Origin of the sequence: Glycomyces mayteni (assembly GCF_042428885.1) — a bacterium.
Lineage (GTDB): Bacteria > Actinomycetota > Actinomycetes > Mycobacteriales > Micromonosporaceae > Glycomyces > Glycomyces mayteni.
Genome location: NZ_JBHMBP010000002.1, coordinates 133248 through 153923, shown reverse-complemented (window position 1 = coordinate 153923; position 20676 = coordinate 133248). Strand labels below are relative to the sequence as shown.

The window sequence follows — 20676 nt, the reverse complement described above, 5'->3', positions numbered from 1 at the left end:
CGAAGCGCTCTCGCAACCAGCGGCCGACGACCACTGGAAGCAGCGCGGACGCGACTGAATACAATTCCGCGATGCAGCCCGATACGCCACCCGACCACCGAGTGACGGTCCGGTACAAGCCGGTCGCGCCCTCGGTGGTCGTGTTCGGTGGACTGCTGGTCTTCGGCGGCGGCATCACCCTGGTGTTCGGGCTGGGGAATCCGGGGGCGCTCGGGTTCCTGTTCGCCGGGGCGGTCTTCATCGTCATGGGGGCGCTCCAGTTCGCGAAACCGTACTGCGTCTTCGATCCCGCGATCGGGGAGCTGCGCATGAACGACCTCTTCGGGTTCAAGGACCGCGTCTACGGCGCGCCCGCCGGGGAGCGCCTGTACGCCTACGGCCGCGACATCATCCGGGTCCTGCCCGACGGCGCCCATGTGACCGTCCGGACCGGGCCCGGCCGCAAGGCCGACTTCGCCCGTGTGATCGCGCTGCTCCCCCAGTTCCGGCTCTGAACCGGGTCAGGACCCGAGCAGTTCGGCGATGTTCGCGGCGATCTCGTCGGGATGCTCGCCGTTGACCGCGTGGGTGGCGTCCTCGTAGAACACGACGGTCCCTTCCGGCAGGGCCCGTTCGGCGGTCTGGCGCGCCGTCTCCGGGTCGTGCATGACCGACCGGCCCGCGATGATCGCCAGGACCGGCATCTCCAGCGCCGACACCTGCTCCTCGGTGATCTGCGTCGGTGCGGGGAGGCGCAGTTGGTAGTGCTGCATGCCGGCCTCGATCATGTCGGCGACCGGCTCGTCCTCGACCTCCGCGCCGCCCGCCGTGTAGGAGTTGAAGCCGTCGCGCCAGGACTTCGGGAACCAGGGCACCGAGGCCGGGATGGAGCGGATCATGGTGCCGACCGGCATGCCGTCGAAGACGAAGACGGCGTCGACCAGGGTCAGTGAGGCGACGCGTTCGGGTTGGCGCACAGCGAGGTTCGCGGCGGTCCAGCCGCCGATGGAGACGCCGACGAGGTTGAAGCGGTCCTCGGGGAGTCCGGCGAGGGCCTGGTCGAGCCATTCGGCCTGCTGCGCGTCGTCTTCGATCGGGCGGTCCTGGACGCTCATGCCGGGCTCGCCGAGGAGGTCGACCGTGTAGACGTCGCCGAGCGCGAGGAGCGAGGGCAGGTTCCCGGCCCACACCGGCGAGGCCGAGGCGCGGCCCGGGAGCAGGACGAGGGGCTCGGCGGCGTCTCCGGTGCCGGTGAAGCGGTAGAAGCGCACGATGCCGTAGTCGGTGCGGACGTCAAGCGCCGCATCGGGTTCGGGCATGTCGGCGAAGGCCGCTTCGTAGGTCTCCACGAAAGCGTCGTACCCCTCGGCGCTGCGCCAGTGGCCCACCGGTGACGGGGTCCGCAGCGCGAACGCCCCCGCGAGCACGATCACCACGACCACTCCCCCTGCGATGAGCCACTGGCGGCGCCTGCGCTTGCGCCCGGTCGCGGGCCCGATCTCGGGCGTCTCGTCGTCCATGGCTCCCCCAACTCTGCTAACCGATCGGTAAGTAATTTGACCATACGGTAGAATCGAAGTCATGCCAACCCGCCCCCGCCGCTCCGACGACCGCGAGCTCACCCTCACCGAGCGCGCCCGGCGCAGCCAGCTCATGGAGGTCACGGTCGAACTGGTCGCCGACCGCGGCTATGCCGGGGCCTCGCTCGCGGCCATCGCCGAACGCGCCGGGATCACGAAAGCCGCGGTGCTGTACCACTTCCCGTCGAAGGCGGCGGTGGTCCGGGCGGCGCACGAGCACGTGCTCGGCGCACTGGTCGAGGAGGTCGGCGCGGCCGTCGCCGAAGCGGGCCCCGACCAGGCCCCGGCCGCCTACGTCCGCTCGATGATCGGCCACCTGCGCGAGCACCCCCGCCACACGCGCATGATCATCGAGGCCATGGTCCACGGCGACGCCGACCACGACCCCGCCGACCGCTGGCGCCCCCTCGCCGACCTCCTCCGCGCCGCCGAGAACGCCATCGGCCCCCGCACCGACGCCGACCTCCGCACCCTCGCGATCATCACCGGCGGCGCCGTCGACGCCGTCGTGGCCGAACGCCTCGCCGACCCCGACTACGACACCGCGGCCGCCGCCGACCACATCGTCGCCCTCGTCTACACCCCCCGCCCCGCCTGACCGGCCCCGTCCCGTCCCATCTCCCAAACTGTTCCCGGACACGCGAACCGGGCCCGAGCGGGTGCAGCTCGGGCCCGGTGGCCTTCTCAGGGTCTCCTAGTCGGGGATCACTTGGCGCCGAGGACGGTCTCCTCGCCCACCACGATCTCCTCGACCAGGTCGACGGTCTCGCGCAGGCGGACCGGCGTCAGGAACAGCGCGGCGATGAAACCGGCCGCCGCGATGCAGGCCGAGATGAGGAACAGGTGGCCGGTCGCGTCGCCGTAGGAGGCGCGCACGAGGTCGGCGATCGGCTCGGGCATCGCGTCCATGTCGAGGCTGGAGCTCGCGCCGCCCGCGGCCGCGGCGTCGATCCCGAGCGCCGCCAGTCCCTCGCGGATCTTGTCGGCGACCTGGTTCGCGAGGACCGCGCCCAGGACCGAGACGCCGATCGTGCCGCCCAGGGAGCGGAAGAACGTGATCGCGCCCGAGGCCGCGCCGAGCTCGCGCAGCGGCACCGAGTTCTGCACGACCAGGACCAGGTTCTGCATCGACATGCCCACGCCGATGCCGACCGCGAACATCCCGAAGCCCATGAAGACCAGGGACGTCTCGTGGTCGATGGTCGCGAGCATCGCGAATCCCGCCGTCAGGACCAGCGTCCCGGTGATGATGTACGGCTTCACACTGCCGGACTTCGAGACCATCCGGCCCGCGACCGCCGAGGCGACGAGCACGCCGAACATCATCGGGATCGTCAGCAGCCCCGCCTGCGTCGGCGAGAAGCCGCGCGAGATCTGGAAGTACTGGCCGAGGAACACCGAGCCGCCGAACATCGCCATGCCGACCGCCAGGCTCGCCACGGTGGCGAGCGCCGGGTCGCGGCGCTTGAGGACGTGCAGCGGGACCACCGGCTGGCTCACGCGCGTCTCCACGAGCGCTGCCGCGAAGAGGATCGCGACGGCGCCGCCCGCCATCGCGAGGGTCTGCCACGAGATCCACTCGAAGTCGTCGCCCACGAACGTGACCCACAGGAGCAGCAGCGAGACGCCGGCGGCAATGAGGACCGCGCCGAGGTAGTCGACCTTCGTGTCGGTCTTCTTCACCTCGTCCAGGTGCAGCGTGCGCGAGAGCATCGCGAAGGCGATCACCGTGATCGGCACGGCGAGGAAGAAGCACCACTGCCAGCCGAGCCAGCTGGCGTCGGTGATGGCGCCGCCGAGGAGCGGGCCGCCCACAGTCGAGACGGCCATGACGCCGCCGAGGTAGCCGTTGTAGCGGCCGCGTTCCTTCGGGCTCACCATCGCGCCGATGATGACCTGCACGAGGACCTGGAGGGCGCCCATGCCGAGGCCCTGGACGGCGCGCAGCGCGATGAGCTGCTCGGTGTTCTGCACGAGCCCGCACGCGAGCGAGGCGGCGGCGAAGATCACGATGGCGATCTGGAGCAGGCGCTTCTTGTCGAACAGGTCGGCGAGCTTGCCCCACACGGGGGTCGAGGCGGTGGACGCGAGCAGCGTGGCGGTGACGACCCAGGTGTACTGGGACTGGGAGCCGCCCAGGTCGCCCACGATCTGCGGGAGCGCCACGGAGACGACGGTCGAGGAGACCATCGCGGCGAACAGCACCATGAGCAGGCCGGAGAGGGCCCGGAGGACCTCGCGGTGCGTCATCGGCGCCTTCGCCGGAGCGTCGGATACGGCGGTCAAAGGACTGCCTCCTATGGTGTTTCGGGAGGAAGGCGGCCGGGCGTCAGCAAGGGCCCGGCGGCCTGGTACGTGGTGGTTTCCGGGGACGCAAGGTTAGTGAACGGAGCGTTCCTTATTTTAAGCTAGCATTTAGTGAACGCAACGTTCACTATCGAAAGGATCGTGGTGACCGAGTCCACACCAGGCCGCCGACGCGGCGACGACCTGGAGCACGCCATCTTCGACGCCGCGCTCGCCGAGCTCGCCGAAGTCGGCTACGCCAACGTCCGCATGGAGGCCGTCGCCGCCCGCGCCAAAGCGGGCAAGGCGTCCCTGTACAAGCGCTGGCCCGACCGCGCCCGCCTCATCCAGGCAGCCGCCAGGTACAAGGCCACCGAGGTCGAACCCACCTTCGAGCCCAGCGGCGACCTGCGCGGCGACATGCGCAAGGTCATGCGCCACATCGCAGCCCAGCAGGCCACGCCGTTCGGCGAGGCCATCCGCGGCTGGATCGGGGAGCTCCAGAGCACCCCTGACGAGGTCACCGAGGACCTCCGCACCCGCATCGAGACGCCGCGCATAAGGATCTTCGCGAAGATCTACGAAGATGGCGTTGCCCGCGGCACCGTCAAGCCCGAGGCGCTGCACCCGCGCGTCGTCAACCTCGCGCCCGGGCTCCTGACCCACTACTTCCTGACACGCGCCGAGTCGGCCACCGACGAGGTCATCGAGGAGTTCCTGGACCACATCCTCATGCCGCTCATCGCCGCCGACGGGGGCACCGAGCGCATGGAGGAACCCTAGAAAAATACGGGGCCGAATCGGACACCGCGTCGCGATCCGTTGTGGGGAAGCGACAATGAGTGTCCGATTCGACGGCCGGACGCTGGCGCGGGGCCCGGACACTGGCCCCATGCACACCGACACGCACTCCTCGCGCGGCGCCCTCGGGCACCGCATCGCATGGGCCACAGGCCCGCTCGCCGCCGCACTCGTCGCGGCCGCGGTCTACAACGGCCAGATCGCGCCGATGGACCCGGGACTCGGCCTCATCCTCGACTTCGCCGCGCTCTGGGCGGCCCTCGCCACCTCGCTCCTCACCCGCAGCCGCGCCCTCAGGCTGACGGCCCAGATCGCCGCACCGGTCCTGTGGATCGTCTCGTTCTACGACTGGTTCGCCTGGGCCTGGATGGGCTCGACACTCGGCTGGACCGACTCGTTCGCCTCCCCGATCTTCTTCGCGCTCATGGCGATGCCGCCGTTCTGGCTGCTGCTGGCCGTCTGGCGGCGGACCAGCACGGGCGCGGGCTCGTTCCTCGCCGAGGCGGGCGCTCTTACGGTCATGGCGATGGCGCTGTTCGTCCTCACGATCTACCTCAGCTCGGCCGTCGATCCCGCGTCACCGGCCGGATGGCTCGCCCTGGTCTTCGGCGCCGCCGCGGCCCTGGTGGCGCTCGCGGCGTGGCGGCGGGCAGGCCGCCGGGTCGCGTACGGGTTCGTGGCGCTGCTGTTCGCGGCCGTCGCGGCGGGGAGCCCGTGGCTGTTCCACAGCGAGGACCCCGACTTCTCCCCGCCCGGGATCATCGGGGTCGAGGTGTTCGCGCCCGGGGTGATCGCCGTGGCGGCGATCGCCACAGCACTGCAATTCGCCTGGACCGCATGGCGAAAGCCCCGCACCGGTGAACCCGCCGGGGCGTAACTCCGCGGCGATGGAGGCCGCCCCGGCGCGCAGGGCGGCGATCTCCTCCGGTGTGGACTCGCGGGCGATGACCGCGATGTCGCAGATGAACTCCCGCTGGTCGGCGGGGAACGCGGCGGCGACGACCGACGGCTCCTCCACCAGCGCCTTGTAGATCTCGATCCCGTTCGCGTAGAACAGGTCCACGAGCACTGGGCCTCCGCGGGCCCGCCGCATCACGTTCCCGGGGTTCCGGTCCAGGCCGCCCCAGAACGGGATCACCCGGGCCGCCGCGGCGTCGAGCCGCTCGGCCTCGGTCCGCACCGCGGTCACCGGATCGTCCGGCCCGGCCGCGTCCCAACGGGCCGTGACCGAGTCGCGCTCCTCGGCGCTCGCGGGCGCGAGGGCCTCCATGACCGTGATCCGTCCCCCGCCCGACAGCTCCGCGTCGAAGTCGATCCGCGGCAGCATCGGATGCCCGGGGAGCAGTCCGCACAGCTCGGTGAACACCCCGTACCCGGGCTCGAACGCGCACACGCGGGCCACGAGCCGCCCGTCCGGCGAGCGCCACACGTACGCCCAGTCCCCCACCCCGCACACGTTCCAGCCCTCGGCCAGCAGCACCCCGGCGGCGGCCCGATGATCCAGCCCCGCGAACCTCTCGAATCCCACGCCGGGAGCATAATCACCGCCCCGCCCCCGGCGACACCCGTTTTCGACGGGCAAGGGCCGGACGCGCGAGGCGTGTCCGGCCCTTTCAGTGGGGGTCAGCCCTTGACGCAGACGACTTGGCGGAGGCGGGCGGTTACTTCGACGAGGTCGGATTGGGCGGCGATGACGTCGTCGATGTTCTTGTAGGCGGCGGGGATCTCGTCGATGACGCCGGGGTCCTTGCGGCATTCGACGCCTTCGGTCTGGGCGATGAGGTCTTCGGCGGTGAAGCGCTTGCGGGCGGCGTTGCGGCTCATCCTGCGGCCCGCGCCGTGGGACGCGGACTCGTAGGCCTCGCCCTTGCCGAGGCCGCGGACGATGAAGCTCGAAGCGCCCATCGAACCGGGGATGATCCCCATGTCCCCGAACCCGGCCCGGATGGCGCCCTTGCGGGTGACCAGGAGGTTCTCGCCGTAGTGAACCTCCTCGGCGACGTAGTTGTGGTGGACGGAGATCTCGGGGTCGAAGCGGGCCTTCGGGAACTTCTTCTTGACGACCTGGCGCAGCAGGGCCATCATGACGGCCCGGTTGCGGCGGGCGTAGTCCTGCGCCCAGAACAGGTCGCGCCGGTACTCCTCCATCTGGGGCGTGTCGGCGATGAACACCGCGAGGTCCGGGTCGGGCAGGTCCGTGTTGTGCGGCAGGCCCTTCGCCTTCTCGATGTGGTGCTGGGCGAGGGCGTTGCCGATGTAGCGGGAGCCGGAGTGGAGCATCAGCCAGACCTGTCCATCGTCAGATAGGCATACCTCGATGAAATGGTTCCCGCCGCCGAGCGTGCCGAGCTGCTTGGCGGCCTTGGCCTCGGCCCGGCGGGCCGGGGACTTGGCGAGGTCGTCGAAGCCGGACCAGAACTCGTGCCAGCCGTGCAGGCCGGTCTTGAGGTGGCCGACGTCCACGGAGCTCTTGTGCATGGCCTGGCCGACCGGGATCGCGGCCTCGATCTTCGACCGCAGGTGCCCGAGGTCGTCGGGCAGGTCGTCGGCGGTGAGCGAGGTCCGCTGGGCGGTCATGCCGCAGCCGATGTCGACGCCGACGGCGGCCGGGGAGACCGCGCCGCGCATGGCGATGACGGAGCCGACGGTGGCGCCGATGCCGTAGTGGACGTCGGGCATGACCGCGACGCCGTGGACCCACGGGAGCTTCGCGATGTTGTACAGCTGCGACTTCGCCTGGGGCTCGACGGAGTCGACGTCGCCCCACAGGCGGATCGGAGCCGCTTTGGACTGGAGTTCGGTGAAGGACATGGGGAAGGGCTCCTCTCGGAGGGACACTGTGGACAACATTGCGCGCGTTGCGTGGTCAATGGTCCTATGCGCGAGTGCGAATGATCAACGCATTTAATCGGCGCGGCGTCAGGCGAAGACGAGCCAGTAGGTCAGGGCCGCGCCCAGGACGACCGCGGGGTAGGCGATTCGGGAGCCGACGGTGAGCCATTTGAGGCGGCGTTTGCGGCCGTGCGCGGCCCAGGAGGAGCCGACGAGGTCGATGACGAGGAGACCGACGCAGATGAGGATGAAGAGGTAGTAGAGCCACTCGATGGCGACGGTGTAGGAGATCGCGGGGAGGACGCCGGTCACGGAGTTGAGCATGACGGCGCTGGAGAGGATGCCGGTGATCGCCATGGAGACTCGCGAGGTCACGGCGTCGTAGCCGAGGAACAGCGACACGTACGTGGCCATCACGAGCAGCCCGAGCGGGAGCAGGTTCTTGACCAGGAAGCCGCCGACGTCGCGCCGCACCTGGAGGTCGGTCACGAACTGGCTGTAGTAGAGCCCGCCCGCGGCGTCGGCGCTCGGGTCGCCCATGTTCGCGGTGGTGCCGACGGTCTCGGCGGTGAACAGCGCCTGGTCGACGCGCCAGTTCGGGATGCTGTCGATCGTCGAGGTGGCGTCGCCCGCGCTCGCGAGGCGCTCGGCCTGGGTCTGGGCGCGCACGGCCGCGTCGAGGGCGTAGACGACGCTGCAGTCGGGCAGGGTGCGGTTCTGGAGCACGATCGGCAGGTGCTGCACGTCGAAGGGGAAGCGGCGGAACTCCAGGTCGGCCTTGAAGGTCCCCTCGACGTGGAAGAGGCGGTACTTCGTGTCGCCGACCTGCTTGGCCTCCAAGGGGTCCCCGAGCGAGAGGCTCTTGTCCGCGGAGTTGGGGAACCACACGTCGAGCACGTCGTCGCCGCCGGTGTAGTTGAACCAGATGAACATGTCCGCGGAGAACGTCCCGGCCTGCGTGTCCAGGTCGCGGATCTCGTTGATGTTGACGCCGGTGCTGACGATCTGGGAGGGGACGAGGACCTCCTGCTCGAACTCGACGGCGGTCCCGTCGGCGAGCTCGGCGCCCGCGTCCTGCCCGGAGGCCGGCGTGTACGGGACGAGCTGCACCGGGGCCGAGACGGGCCGGGTGCCGCTGAACATCCCCATGCGCACCGGGCGCACCAGCGTCCGGTCGTCGAAGTACAGGGGCCCCGTCAGGCCCTCCGCGGCGGTCTCGGGCGAGTCGGTGGCGGCCCACGCGTCGCGCAGCAGCTCCCGGTCGGCCGCGCGGTCGGCCGGGTCGAGGCTCGCGCCTTCGAGGCCGTCGGCGATGAGCGCGAGCGCGTCGCCGCCGGTGAGCGCGGGCCAGTCCGGGACGTAGCCGTGCTCGCGCACGAACGCGAGCAGGAACCGCAGGGACTCGCCGGTCAGCGAGTCGGTGAGGACCGGCGCGGTCGCGTAGATCGGGGCGGCGAGCGCGGCCTCGCCGACGCCGTCCGCGACGAGCGCTTCGTGGATCTCGGCGGTGAACACCTCCGAGGAGAGCTTGTCGCCGCCGATGACCGGCTCGGTGACGCCCGCGGCGCGCAGCGCGGGGATGAGGCGCCCGGCGAGGTCCGAGCGCAGGCCCAGGACGATCGCGCCGCGGTCCGGGTCGGCCGCGATCGCGGCGGCGGCGGCGTCGTCGACCGCGGCGGCGGCGTCCCCGGCGAGGTCGATCGCGAACTCCTGCTCGGTGCCGCCGAACGCGGAGGTGAAGCCCTCGTGGATGTCGGTGCCGTACCGGTCGTCGCCGTGGACGACGGTGGCGCGGTCGAGCCCGAGGACGGCGTCCACGTACGCGGCCAGGAACGCGCCCTGCTGCGTGTTGTCGAAGATGCCCTGGAAGTACCAGGGCCGGTTCGCCGTGAGGTCGTCGCCGGTGGCGGACGGGCTGATCGCGGGGAGGCCCGCCGCGGCGTAGACCGGGGACGCGGCGATGGACGGGTCGGTCGTGGTGTGGCCGATGACGGCGACGGCGCGGCCGTCCGCGACGATGGCCTCGGCGTTGTCCTTGGCCTTGAGCGGGTCGCCGCCGTCGTCGTAGGCGAGGATCTCGACGGTGCGGCCGCCGATCCCGCCCGCCGCGTTGAGGCGGTCGGCGGCGAGCTGCACGCCCGGGAGGAGGTCGGTCTCGATCTCGGCGACGTCGGCGCCGCCGAGGTCCCCGGCGACGGCGACGTACACAGGCTCGGGCGCGGAGGCGCGGGCGACGAGGACGACCGCGAGGACCGCCAGCGCGGCCAGGGCGGCGGCAGCGGCCGCGACGAGGGTCCAGCGTCTGCGCGGCGTCCGTGCCATGTGCGCTCCTCCTCCGGGTGCTCCCAACCAGCTCTACCGGAATCGGGGCCGCGGTTCAGCGGTTCGGCGAGATCGGCCGCGCTACTGGAGGCACTCCACGAGGAGGTCGGCCAGGGACTTCGCGTACTCGCCGTCGGGGTCGTAGTCGGGGTCGAAGACGGTGAGGTCGAGCCCTGAGCACCGGTCGTCGGCGGCGCAGGTGGTGAGGATCTGGCCGAGCTCGCCGAGGGAGATGCCGCCGGGGGCGGGGCCGTCGACGGCGGGCAGGATCGAGGGGTCGATGACGTCGACGTCGACGTGGAGCCAGAACGTGGCGACGTCCCCGACCGCGTCCAGGGCCCACTCGGCGCTGCGGCCGACGCCGCCCGCGCGCAGGGCCGGGACGGTGCGCAGCGAGATCCCGGTGGCTTCGAGCTCGACGCGGTGGGGGTCGTCGGAGCGCAGGCCGAGCATGACGAGGTGGTCGGTGTCGACGTAGGGGCGCAGGCCGCCGATGTCGGTGAGGTCGGGCTGGCCGCGGCCGGTGGCGAGCGCGAGCTCCTCGGCGGCGGCGGCGCCGACGTACTGGGAGTTCCCGGGGTGGCGGAAGTCGGAGTGGGCGTCGATGAAGACGAGGCCGCGGGGCTTGCGGTCGCGCTCGGTGCGGCGGCGGGCCGCGAGGGCCGGGCCGAGGAGGATCGAGCAGTCGCCGCCGAGGACGAGGGGGAAGCGGCGCTCCTGCCAGAGGCGCTCGACCCGGTCGGCGAGGCGGCGGGTGTACTCGGCGATGGCCTTGGCCTGGCCGACGCCGTCGCCGGGTCGCCACGCGGAGGCGTCGAAGCGCGGCGGGGTGAGGCATCCGGCGTCGACCGCGTTGAGGCGGGCGAGGAGCCGGTGGTCGCGCAGGGCCCCGGGGGCTTTGGCGCAGCCGGGGACGGTGTGCTGGGTGGGCGGGCGGAGGCCGAGGTTCGAGGGCGCGTCGAGGACGGCCACGCGTCTCGTCCGAGTCGCCGGCACTGTCACCTCCCACCTTTACGCTGTTCCGCTAGCTTGGCACAGGGAACGGCTCGGCACCAGGTGATCTACCTCCTCCGAACGGCCGGACCTCCGCGGCGTGCGGGTGCCGCGGAGGTCCGGGAATGCTTGGGGCCGTTCGGGTTCGGTCGTCTAGAAGAGGACGGCGCTGAGTTTGCGGCGGGCCTTGGCGACCGCCGGGTCGTCGGAGCCCGCGACGGTGAACAGCTCCACGAGGCGCTTGCGCACGCGCTCGCGGTCGTCGCCGAAGTTCTTGGCCACCAACGCGATCAGCCGCTCGTAGGCGGCCGCGGCCTGCCCGGAGAGGAGCTGGAGGTCGGCGGCGGCCAGCGCGAGGTCGATGTTGTCGGGGTCGGCGTCGGCGAGGGCGACGGCGTCGTCGGGGAGGGCCCCGACGCGGCGGATCATCCGCACCTGCGCGATCCCGGCCTCGGCCTCGTCGGACGCGGGGTGGTTCTTGAGGTACTTGTCGTAGACGGCCTCGGCGCCGTCGAGGTCGCCTTCGGTGAGGAGGGCCTCGGCGCGGGCGAGCTCGGGGTCCACGGGCCGGGGGACGTCGAGTCCGGCGGCCTGGGTGACGCGCCCGATCCACTGGCGCAGGCCCTGCTCGGTCTGGGGGCCCTGGAGGAGGTCGAGGGGGCGGCCCTGCGCGAGGGCGACGACCGCGGGGAGGGCCTGGAGCTGGAGGGCGGCGGCGAGCTGCTGGTTCTCCAGGACGTCGGCGCGGGCGTAGACCCAGGCGCCGGCGGCCTCGCCCGCGAGGACCTGGAGGGCGTCGCGGACCTGGAGGCTCTCGGGGACCTGGTCGGCCCAGAACGCGACGACGACGAGCGCGTCGAGGGAGCGTTCGAGGACGTCGGTCTGGACCGTGGCGTCGGTGACGTCGAGGACGGCGCCCGCGGGCGCGCCGTAGGAGGCGCTCTGCTGCTGCGCCTGCGCGGCGGCGGCGAGGGTGCTGAGGTCGACGCCTCCGGAGAATCGTGACGGTACCTGGTCGCTCATGACGGTGATTGTTCCATTCTCATCGGGGACCGGCGGTCAGGGCCGGGGAAGGTGTGGGCCGGGCGGCGCGGGGCGGGGCCTCAGCGGCGCCCGGCGGCCTCGTCGCGGCCCTGGACGGCGAGCTTGTCGGCGCGCTCGTTGCCGGGGTCGCCGGAGTGGCCCTTGACCCAGCGCCAGTCGACCTCGTGGCGTGAGGCGGCCTCGTCGAGGCGCCGCCACAGGTCGGCGTTCTTCACCGGTTCCTTCTTGGCGTTGACCCAGCCGTTGCGCTTCCAGCCGTTCATCCAGGTCAGGATGCCGTTGCGGACGTAGGACGAGTCGGTGTAGAGCACGACGGGCATGGGCCGCTTGAGGCTTTCCAGGGCCTGGATGGCGGCCATGAGCTCCATGCGGTTGTTGGTGGTGGCCTTGTCGGAGCCGTACAGCTCCTTCTCGTGGTCGCCCCATTTGAAGTACACGCCCCAGCCGCCGGGGCCGGGGTTGCCCGCGCAGGCGCCGTCGGTGTAGATGACGGCGGTGTCCTCGTTCTCGTCCGTTTTCGGCATGACCGCCAGCTTAGCCCGCAAGCGCGGTGGCGGCCTCGACGCCCAGCAGCACGCCGATGACGAGGAACAGTCCGGAGGAGACGTAGCGGACGACCTTCTCGGGGATGCGCTTGGCGACCCAGGCGCCCGCGAACACGGCGAGGAGGTCGGCGGCGAGCATGCCGAGGGTGCCGCCGACCCACACGCCCCAGCCGTTGTAACTGGAGCCCAGGCCCATGGCGATGATCATGGTCTTGTCGCCGAACTCGGCGAGGAACATGGCGGTGATGACGGTGAGGAGGCCGGAGCGGCGCTCCTTGACGGGGCCGTCCTCGTCGTCCTCGTCCTGGCCTCTGCGCAGGCCCCAGAGGCCGAAGCCGATGAACATGACGGCGGCGGCGAGGCGGATCCAGTCGGTGGGCAGGAGGTTGCCGACGGCGGCGCCGACGCCGACGGAGAGGCCGATGAGGGCGCCGATGGCGATGACGAGTCCGAGGACGACGGTGCGGAGCCGGTATTTCGTGGCGAACGTGAGGGCCATGAGCTGGCTCTTGTCGCCGAGCTCGCCGACGAAGATGGCGCCGAACGCGACGCCTGCGGCGATGAGCAGAGCTTCCATTGAGGGTGATCCTCCCAGTGTTCACGCCGGGAGGAGGGTAGACAGGACCTCGACCCGGCCGTACGGCCTTGGTCGAAGGTCTCGCTCGCCTCAGAAGTGAGGCCGTGCGGCCGGGAGCCCGGGGGCGCCAGTGTGTCGACCGCAGCGTTGGGAGCTACTCCCCTTCTGCGCTGGCAATCATACGTGAGCGCCGGTTCCGGCCGCGACGGGCGCGGGGTGTGGTGTTCGCCGCGCGAGGCGGCGCATGGTGGCCGGCCCGCCGACGGCGATGAACGCGGCGAGGGCGGCGGGGACGAGGAGCCCGGTGGTGAGGCTGGTGCCTTCGGAGAGGAAGCCGATGGCGGCGGGGCCGACGAGGAGGCCCGCGGAGCCGGACATGGAGATGAGGGCGACGTTGGAGGGCGTGCCTCCGGCCTGGCCGATGGCGCTGAAGAGGACGGGGACCATGACGGCGATGCCGGTCCCGGCGAGGACCCAGCCGGTCCAGGCGAGCGCGAGGCCGCCCGCGGCGCCGGAGGCGAGGACCATCGCGTATCCGGCGGCGGCGAGGGCGCCGGCCCACAGGAGGGTGCGGCCGGGGCCGAGGCGGGCGCGCACGGGGTCGCCGAGGAGGCGGAAGACGGTCATGGCGACGGCGAAGACGGTGTAGGAGAGGGGCGCGAGGGCGTCGTCGGCGCGGAGGACGTTGGCGGCGTGGAGGTTCGCCCAGTCGATGGCGCCGGATTCGACGAGGTGGCCGCCGAGGCCGAGGAGGAAGAGGGCGGCGAGGAGGACGGCGCCGATCTTCGCGGCGGGCGCGGGGGCGCCGCTGCTGCCGCCGGGCGCGGGGTTGTCTTGACCCGGTGGCGGCAGCAGCGGACGGGTGGTGGCCGCCATGAGGGCGGCGGCGCTGACGGCGACGGCGACGAGGATGGCCTGGTTGCCGAAGCCGAGGACGAGGCCGAGGGAGGTGAGGGCGCCGGCGGCGGCGCTGCCGAGGCTCCAGAGGCCGTGGAACGCGGAGATGATCGGGCGTCCGAAGCGCTGTTCGAGTTCGACGGAGTGGGCGTTGATGCCCACTTCGATGAAGCCGACGCCGACGCCGTAGAGGGCCGCGGCGGCGAGGAGGGTCGCGTAGTCGGGGGCGAGCGCGGGGGCGATGAGGACGAGCTGCGTGGCGGGGGCGGTCCACAGCAGGAGGCGGCGGGAGGTGATCCGGTCGGCGATGCGCCCGGCGAGGGCCATGGACGCGAGGCCGGTGAGCTGGATGAGCAGGAGCGCGGTGCCGAGGCGGGCTTCGCCGAGGCCGAGGCGGGCGTCGATGCCGGGGAGGGACGCGGCCCAGGCGCCCATGACGAGGCCGGAGACGGCGAAGGCGCCGTGGAGGCCGAGGCGGGCGCGGCGGAGCGCGAGCGGGTCAGACATGGGGGTCCTGGTTCCGGGTCGAGTTTTTGTTCTCGATGAGAACATAACAGGTCGCGGGGCGGGCCGTCAACGGTTTTGTTCTCGCCGGGCACAAAAATGCGGCGGCTGGCATAATCCCCGTATGCCGCAGACGATGACGAGCGCCGACCTCCGGACCCGCAACCAGGTCCGCCTCCTGCGCGCCGTCCACGACGCGGCCGCGCCGTTCACGCGGGCCGAGGCCGCGCGGCTGCTGGGCATCGGCCGCAACACCGCCGCCGCGCTCGTCGGCGAGCTGGAGGCCGCGCGGCTCCTCCACGAGGTCCCCGCCGCGGCGGGCGGGCGCGGGCGGCCCACGACCCTGCTCGTCCCCCATCCGCAAGGGCCCCTGGCGTTCGCGGTGGACTTCCGGGAGGACACCTGGACGCTCGCGTCCGTGGAGCTCGGCGGCGCGATCACCGAACTCGAAGGGGGCGAGCACGACCGGACCCCGCGGGCGTTCGCCGACATCCGGGCGGCCGTGGCGCGCCACGAGAGCGACCGGCTCGCGGTGCTCGGCTTCGCCACCTCCGGGCCCATCCGGGACGGGCGCCGGCTCCACATCTCGCACCTGGGCTGGGACGAGGTGGACCTCGGCGCGCTCGTCGGCGACGACTGGCCGGTCACGGTGATCGACAACGACGCGCGGCTGGCCGGGCTCGCGGAGGCGCGGCGGGGGGCGCTGCGCGGCAAGGGGACCGCGATGCACTTCCACATCGACTTCGACATCGGCGGGACGCTGCTGCTCGGCGGCGACGCCCAGCGCGGCGCCCACAACGTCGCGGGCGAGTTCGGGCACATGCCGCTGACCGGGTCGCCCCTCGAATGCATGTGCGGCGTGCGCGGGTGCTGGAGCCTCGACGTGGGCGCCAACGCGCTCGTGCGCCGCTTCGGCGGCGAACCGGGCCACGGCGCGGGCCGGGAGCTGGCCCGCGAGATCCTGCGGCGGGCCGAGGACGGCGACGCCGAGGCGGCGGAGGCGGTCGAGGCGAACGCGGCGGCGCTCGGGCGGGGCCTCGGGGCGCTCGCGAACGCGCTCGACCCGGAGGCGATCAGCCTCTCGGGGCTCGGCGTGGACCTGATCCGGCTGCGCCGCGACGTCATCGAGGAGCACTGCACCGAGGGCCTCATGGCGTTCCGCAGGGACGAGCCGCCGCGCCTCCTCGCCGGGACCGTGGGGGCGGCGGGCCCGCTCACGGGCGCGGCCGAGATCGCGTGGGACGCGATCCTCGACCCCGACCGGGTCCGCGAGCGGCTCCAGCGGGCCTGAAACGTCAGACCACGTCGAACTCGTTGCCCTCCGGGTCGAGCAGGGCCACGGCGTAATGCCCCGAGTCGGGGTCGTCGTTGACGCGCAGCACCGTCGCACCGGCGGCGACCACCTGCTCCACGACGGCATCGACGCGCTCGATGCGCTCGTCCCGGGGGACGCCGCGCCCGCCGCCGGGCTTGAGGTCGAGGTGGAACCGGTTCTTGATCGTCTTCGCCTCCGGGACCGCCTGGAACCATATGCGCGGCCCGCGCCCCGTGGGGTCGACGATCGACTCGGGGAGGTCGCCCGCGCCCGGCGGCAGCTCCTCGGGGGGCACCCCGAGCGACTGCCAGTAGGCGCGCCAGGTCGCGTGGCCCTCCGGCGGCGGCTCGGGCACGTAGTCGAGGGCCGGGGCCCAGAACGCCACCATCCGCTGCGGGTCGGCGCAGTCGACGGTCAGTTGAAATCTCGTGTCCATGCCCCCGAGGGTGCCAGAGGGGTGCGACAGGACGCCCGGTGCGCGAGTGTCGGACCCGTCGGTCATGCTCGACGCATGGCGAAGCAGCGCAAGCCCCCGCCCCGGTTCATCGTGGTCGCCCGGACCGGGTCCGGCCGCTGGCCGCACCCCGTCGAGGTGGGCGTGCACCCGGCCGGGAAGGACTCGCTCGTGTCCTTCTCGATCGGCCCGCACGCAGTGAACGCGGGCGGCGTGGTCCCGATCGGCAACGTGCTCCTCGGGGACGAGCTGAACCCGATGTTCTCCGAGGAGTTCGAGGCGGCCGAGCTGCACTGGCTGGTGCCGCTGCTCGTGCGCCTGCGCGGCGGCGAGGACGTGGCCGAGGAGATCAGGTCGGCCTACACCGCGCTGCACGGCAGGCGCCCCGAGACGATGTGAGGGCGGGCCCGCGGGCCCGCCCTCGACGCAAGTCCCTCAAAGGGTCTAGATGCCGCCCTCAAGGTGGTGGTACACCTGGTTCCAGCGCAGCTCCTGCTTGAACTCGCGGGCGTTGGTGTCGCCGTCGATGGTCACGAGCTCGACGCCCGAGATCTCGGCGAAGTCCTCCATGACCTCGCGGCCGAACGCCTGCGTGAACGACGTGTGGTGCGGGCCGCCCGCCGTCAGCCAGGCCTCCGCGGAGGTCTGGAGGTCGGGGCGGGGCACCCACACGGCGCGCGCGACCGGCAGGTTCGGGAGGTCCTCGTCGGGCTCGACCGCGTCGACCTCGTTGGCGACCAGGCGCAGCCTAGTGCCGAGGTCGAGCAGGCCGACCATGAGGGCCGGGCCGGGCGGGGCGGTGAAGACCAGGCGGACCGGGTCCTCCTTGCCGCCGATGCCGAGCGGGTGGATCTCCGCGGTCGGCTTCTCAGAGGCGATCGTGGGGCACACTTCGAGCATGTGCGCGCCGAGGATCTGCGGGGACTCCGCGCCCAGGTTGTACGTGTAGTCCTCCATGAAGGAGGTGCCGCCGGGCAGGCCCGTCGCCATGACCTTCATGAGCCGCACCAGGACCGCGGTCTTCCAGTCGCCCTCGCCGCCGAAGCCGTAGCCGTCGGCCATGAGGCGCTGCACCGCGATGCCCGGGAGCTGCTTGAGCGTCCCCAGGTCCTCGAAGGTGTCCGTGAACGCCTTCGCGCCGTGCTCTTCGAGGACCGAGCGCAGGCCCAGCTCGATGCGGGCCGCGTCGCGCAGCGACTCGTGGCGCGCGCCGCCCGCGCGCAGCTCCGGGACCACGTCGTAGTCGGCCTCGTAGACCGCGGCCAGCTCGTCGACGGCCTTGTCCTCGATGGTCGCGACGCGCTCGGCGAGCTCGTTCACGCCGTACGTGTTCACCTCGACGCCCAGGCGGATCTGCGCCTCGGTCTTGTCGCCCTCGGTGACGCCCACGTACCGCATGTTGTCGCCGAAGCGCACCAGCTTGAGGTTCTGGACCTCGTTCCAGCCCAGGGCCGCGCGGGCCCAGTTGCCGACGCGCTCCTGGACCTGCGGGTCGCCCCAGTGGCCCACGACGGTCTTGCGGCGGTGGCGCAGGCGCGTGAGCATGTACCCGAACTCGCGGTCGCCGTGGGCGGCCTGGTTCAGGTTCATGAAGTCCATGTCGATGTCGGCCCACGGCAGGTCGCGGTTGTGCTGCGTGTGCAGGTGCAGCAGCGGCTTCTGGAGCGCGCCGAGCCCCGCGATCCACATCTTCGAGGGCGAGAACGTGTGCATCCAGGCGATCACGCCGATGCACTCGTCCGACGAGTTCGCCTCCAGCAGGACCCGCCGGATCTCCTCGGGCGTGGTCAGGACCGGCTTCGCGACCACCTTCACGGGGATCGCGTCGGCCCCGTCCAGGCCCGCCACGATGTCGGCGGAGTTCTGCGCGACCTGCTCGATCGCCTCCGGCCCGTACAGGTGCTGGCTGCCGGTGACGAACCACAGTTCTTTTGTTCCCATTGCTTCCTACTGCTCCTTCGGGGCCTGGCCGTAGACGTTCTGGTAGCGGTCGTACAGCGAGTCGACGTCCGCCTGCGGGATCGGCACCGGCTCGCCGAGCTGGCGCGAGATGTGGACCGTGCGGGCGACGTCCTCGGTCATCACGGCGGCCTTCACGGCCGACTTCGGGTCCTTGCCGATGGTGAACACGCCGTGGTTCTGCATGATCACCGCCGGGGAGCGGTGCCCGCGCAGCGTCTCCACGATGCCCTTGCCGATCGCGTCGGAGCCGATGAGCGCGAACGGGCCCAGCGGGATCTCCCCGCCGAACTCGTCGGCCATCGCCGTGAGCACGCACGGGATCGGCTCGGCGCGCGCGGCCCACGCCGTCGCGTACGGGCTGTGCGTGTGGACCACGCCGCCGGTCTCGGGCATCCGCCGGTAGACCTCGTTGTGGCTCTCCGCGTCCGAGGACGGCGACAGGTCCCCTTCGAGGACCTTCCCGTCGAGGTCGGTCACGACCATCAGCTCCGGGGTCAGGTCGTCGTAGGAGACCCCGCTCGGCTTGATGACGATGACGTCGGTGCCCGGGACGCGGCCCGAGACGTTCCCGCTCGTCCACGTCACCAGGCCCCAGCGCAGCAGCTCCGCGTGGAGCGCGCACACGCGCTCCTTCATCTCCCGCACTTCAGGGGTCGAACGGTACGTCATTTGCCTGCCTCCACGGCGATCTCGTTCAGCGTGTGCAGCGCGCGCGAGCCGCCGCGCCCGAAGTGGTCGTGCAGCTCCTCGTAGACCGCGTACAGGCGGTCGTACGCGTCCGCGCGGGCCTGGTCGGGGACGTACGCGTTCCGCTCGACCTTGCCCATCGCCGCCGACGCGGCGTGGATGTCCGGGTAGGCGCCCGCGGCCACGGCCGCGTGGATCGCCGAACCGAGCGCCGGGCCCTGCTCCGAGGTGAGGACCGTGATCGGCATGCGCAGCACGTCAGCGTAGGTCTGCATGAGCCACTTGTTCTTCAGCAGCCCGCCCGCGGCCACGAACTCGTCGATCGGCACGCCCGCCTTGACGAGCGTCTCCACGATCATGCGCGTCCCGAACGCCGTGGCCTCCACCAGCGCCCGGTAGATCTCCTCTGGCCTGGTCTGGAGCCCCAGGCCCAGGACCGCGCCGTGCAGGGCGTGGTCGACCAGGACCGAGCGGTTCCCCGAGTGCCAGTCCAGCGCCACCAGGCCGTGCGCGCCCACCGGCTGGTCGGCGGCCAGCTCCGTCAGGTACTCGTGGATCGAGATGCCGCGCTCGGCGGCGGCCTCGGTGTAGGAGGCCGGGACGCCGTTCTTGGTGAACCACGCGAAGATGTCGCCGACACCGGACTGGCCGGCCTCGTAGCCCCACAGGCCCTTGGTGATGCCGTCGCGCACGACGCCGCACATCCCCTGGGCCTCCTTCAGCTCCTCGCCGTTGACGACGTGGCAGGTGCTCGTGCCCATGATCGCGACCATCTGGCCCGGACCCACGGCCTTCGCCGAAGCGGCCGTGACGTGCGCGTCGACGTTGCCGACGGCGATCACGGTGCCCGCGTTCAGGCCCGTCCACTCGGCGGCCTGCGCCGTCAGCTCCCCGGCCTTGTCGCCCAGCGCCGACAGCGGGTGCTCCATCTTCGCGTTGAAGTCCGCGAACCCCGGGTTCAGGGCCGCGAGGTACTCGCGGGAGGGGCGCTCCCCGTCCTGCACGATGCCCTTGTACCCGGCCGTGCACGAGTTGCGGGTCTCCTCGCCGCACAGCTGCCAGATGATCCAGTCGGCGGCCTCGATCCAGCGGTCGGCGCGCGCGTACAGCTCCGGGTCCTCCTCAAGGAGCTGGAGGCCCTTCGCGTAGGCCCACTCCGAGGAGATCTTCCCGCCGTACCGCGGCAGCCACGACTCGCCGCGCTCGGCCGCCACCGCGTTGATGCGGTCGGCCTGGCCCTGCGCCGCGTGGTGCTTCCACAGCTTCGGCCACGCGTGCGGGCGGTCCCGGTACTCGTCGAGCTCGCACAGCGGCGTCCCGTCGGCGGTCGTCGGCAGGATCGTGCACGCCGTGAAGTCCGTCGCGACACCGATCACCTGGTCGGCGCTCACGCCCGCGGCGGCCAGCGCGGCCGGGACGGCGTTCTTGAGGACGTCGACCCAGTCCTGGGGCGACTGGAGGGCCCAGCTGCGCGGCAGGCGGACGCCGGAGCCGGGCAGGGCCTCCTCGATCGCGCCGTGCTCGTAGACGTGCTCGGCGCTGGCGAGTTCGCGCCCGTCGGCTACCGACGCGACGACGGCGCGGCCCGAGAGCGTGCCGAAGTCGATCCCGATAGCAACGGCACCGTTGTCGCTGCCAGTCATTTGCAGCCTCCTTGGGCTCGTTCAGAAGTGACCGTTCACATGCACGGAGTCCCCCGCGCGCGTGCGAACCGCCCCGGCGCGCGCGTGAGGACGCTTTCACCCGGGTGGATCTCCCACAACCTAACGCATTCGCACGTTCGGTACCAGTGGCGGTCAGGCGTTCCGGCCCCGAAAGCGGACATGCCGCCCCGTCACGGCGGGCCCGCGCGGGCCCGCTGTGACGCAGCTCCCTGACCCGGACACGCCGCACCGGCG

20 protein-coding genes and 1 pseudogene are annotated in these 20676 nt (G+C 71.9%); 8 read left to right on the top strand and 13 right to left on the bottom strand.

All coding sequences use genetic code 11. The features are described 5' to 3' along the window. The first annotated feature begins 71 nt into the window (after positions 1-71). Positions 72-494, top strand: a complete 423-nt coding sequence (locus ACFFXY_RS07345) for a hypothetical protein (protein WP_382347787.1) — start codon at positions 72-74, stop codon at positions 492-494. Positions 495-500: 6 nt separating this feature from the next. On the opposite strand, the gene ACFFXY_RS07340 is transcribed toward ACFFXY_RS07345, so the two are convergent. Next, on the bottom strand, positions 501-1499 hold the full coding sequence (locus tag ACFFXY_RS07340; RefSeq protein ID WP_382347784.1) for an alpha/beta fold hydrolase: 999 nt from the start codon (positions 1497-1499) through the stop codon (positions 501-503). A gap of 61 nt (positions 1500-1560) precedes the next feature. Between ACFFXY_RS07340 and ACFFXY_RS07335 the strand changes: the two genes are divergently transcribed. Then, positions 1561-2157, top strand: coding sequence for a TetR/AcrR family transcriptional regulator (locus ACFFXY_RS07335; protein WP_382347781.1), 597 nt, complete (start codon positions 1561-1563; stop codon positions 2155-2157). A 107-nt stretch (positions 2158-2264) separates the two neighbouring features. Here ACFFXY_RS07335 and ACFFXY_RS07330 read toward each other — a convergent pair whose 3' ends face one another. Beyond that, entirely contained in the window at positions 2265-3809 is a 1545-nt protein-coding gene (locus tag ACFFXY_RS07330; RefSeq protein ID WP_382350549.1) for an MDR family MFS transporter, read from the bottom strand. Positions 3810-4010: 201 nt separating this feature from the next. On the opposite strand from ACFFXY_RS07330, the gene ACFFXY_RS07325 reads away from it, so the two are divergent. The 4 genes from ACFFXY_RS07325 (at position 4011) to ACFFXY_RS07310 (ending at position 6145) form a co-directional block, all read left to right on the top strand. Beyond that, the gene (locus tag ACFFXY_RS07325) at positions 4011-4628 is read left to right on the top strand and encodes a TetR/AcrR family transcriptional regulator (RefSeq protein ID WP_382347778.1); all 618 of its coding nucleotides are present in this window, start codon (positions 4011-4013) and stop codon (positions 4626-4628) included. A gap of 109 nt (positions 4629-4737) precedes the next feature. Beyond that, on the top strand, positions 4738-5523 hold the full coding sequence (locus tag ACFFXY_RS07320; RefSeq protein WP_382347775.1) for a hypothetical protein: 786 nt from the start codon (positions 4738-4740) through the stop codon (positions 5521-5523). Between the two features lie 10 nt (positions 5524-5533). Next, positions 5534-5677 carry a hypothetical protein gene (locus ACFFXY_RS07315; protein ID WP_382347772.1) on the top strand — a complete coding sequence of 48 codons (144 nt, stop codon included), beginning with the start codon at positions 5534-5536 and terminating at the stop codon, positions 5675-5677. Positions 5678-5869: 192 nt separating this feature from the next. Further along, entirely contained in the window at positions 5870-6145 is a 276-nt protein-coding gene (locus ACFFXY_RS07310; RefSeq protein ID WP_382347770.1) for a hypothetical protein, read from the top strand. A gap of 124 nt (positions 6146-6269) precedes the next feature. Here the strand turns inward: ACFFXY_RS07310 and ACFFXY_RS07305 are convergent, their stop codons facing one another. From ACFFXY_RS07305 to ACFFXY_RS07275, 7 genes and pseudogenes are all read right to left on the bottom strand, one after another. Next, positions 6270-7457 carry an RtcB family protein gene (locus ACFFXY_RS07305; RefSeq protein WP_382347767.1) on the bottom strand — a complete coding sequence of 396 codons (1188 nt, stop codon included), beginning with the start codon at positions 7455-7457 and terminating at the stop codon, positions 6270-6272. A gap of 108 nt (positions 7458-7565) precedes the next feature. Further along, entirely contained in the window at positions 7566-9800 is a 2235-nt protein-coding gene (locus ACFFXY_RS07300) for an ABC transporter substrate-binding protein (protein ID WP_382347765.1), read from the bottom strand. A gap of 96 nt (positions 9801-9896) precedes the next feature. Continuing rightward, positions 9897-10796 (bottom strand): annotated as a pseudogene (locus tag ACFFXY_RS07295) (arginase family protein); the annotation flags it as partial. A 150-nt stretch (positions 10797-10946) separates the two neighbouring features. Then, positions 10947-11816 carry a co-chaperone YbbN gene (locus ACFFXY_RS07290; protein WP_382347759.1) on the bottom strand — a complete coding sequence of 290 codons (870 nt, stop codon included), beginning with the start codon at positions 11814-11816 and terminating at the stop codon, positions 10947-10949. Between the two features lie 80 nt (positions 11817-11896). Continuing rightward, positions 11897-12361: a ribonuclease HI gene (gene rnhA, locus ACFFXY_RS07285; protein ID WP_382347756.1), complete on the bottom strand. Its 465-nt coding sequence runs from the start codon at positions 12359-12361 to the stop codon at positions 11897-11899. A 10-nt stretch (positions 12362-12371) separates the two neighbouring features. Further along, positions 12372-12959 carry a TMEM165/GDT1 family protein gene (locus ACFFXY_RS07280; RefSeq protein WP_382347753.1) on the bottom strand — a complete coding sequence of 196 codons (588 nt, stop codon included), beginning with the start codon at positions 12957-12959 and terminating at the stop codon, positions 12372-12374. Positions 12960-13136: 177 nt separating this feature from the next. Beyond that, entirely contained in the window at positions 13137-14363 is a 1227-nt protein-coding gene (locus ACFFXY_RS07275) for an MFS transporter (RefSeq protein WP_382347750.1), read from the bottom strand. 121 nt (positions 14364-14484) lie between these two features. Here ACFFXY_RS07275 and ACFFXY_RS07270 point away from each other — a divergent pair, with 121 nt between their 5' ends. Continuing rightward, the gene (locus ACFFXY_RS07270; RefSeq protein WP_382347747.1) at positions 14485-15651 is read left to right on the top strand and encodes an ROK family transcriptional regulator; all 1167 of its coding nucleotides are present in this window, start codon (positions 14485-14487) and stop codon (positions 15649-15651) included. A 4-nt stretch (positions 15652-15655) separates the two neighbouring features. On the opposite strand, the gene ACFFXY_RS07265 is transcribed toward ACFFXY_RS07270, so the two are convergent. Next, on the bottom strand, positions 15656-16111 hold the full coding sequence (locus tag ACFFXY_RS07265) for a VOC family protein (RefSeq protein WP_382347745.1): 456 nt from the start codon (positions 16109-16111) through the stop codon (positions 15656-15658). Between the two features lie 75 nt (positions 16112-16186). On the opposite strand from ACFFXY_RS07265, the gene ACFFXY_RS07260 reads away from it, so the two are divergent. Beyond that, complete coding sequence (locus ACFFXY_RS07260; RefSeq protein WP_382347742.1) at positions 16187-16528, top strand: hypothetical protein; 342 nt, start codon at positions 16187-16189, stop codon at positions 16526-16528. Between the two features lie 45 nt (positions 16529-16573). Here the strand turns inward: ACFFXY_RS07260 and araA are convergent, their stop codons facing one another. Genes araA through araB form a run of 3 tightly spaced genes read right to left on the bottom strand, consistent with a single transcriptional unit; the run spans position 16574 to position 20421 of the window. Then, on the bottom strand, positions 16574-18070 hold the full coding sequence (gene araA / locus ACFFXY_RS07255; protein ID WP_382347739.1) for an L-arabinose isomerase: 1497 nt from the start codon (positions 18068-18070) through the stop codon (positions 16574-16576). Positions 18071-18076: 6 nt separating this feature from the next. Further along, a complete protein-coding gene (locus ACFFXY_RS07250) occupies positions 18077-18760 on the bottom strand; it encodes an L-ribulose-5-phosphate 4-epimerase (protein ID WP_382347736.1) in 684 nt (227 codons plus the stop codon). Then, positions 18757-20421 (bottom strand): ribulokinase, encoded by a 1665-nt coding sequence (gene araB / locus ACFFXY_RS07245; protein ID WP_382347733.1) that lies wholly within the window; start codon positions 20419-20421, stop codon positions 18757-18759. The genes ACFFXY_RS07250 and araB overlap by 4 nt, the downstream gene beginning before the upstream one ends. Between the last annotated feature and the right edge of the window lie 255 nt (positions 20422-20676).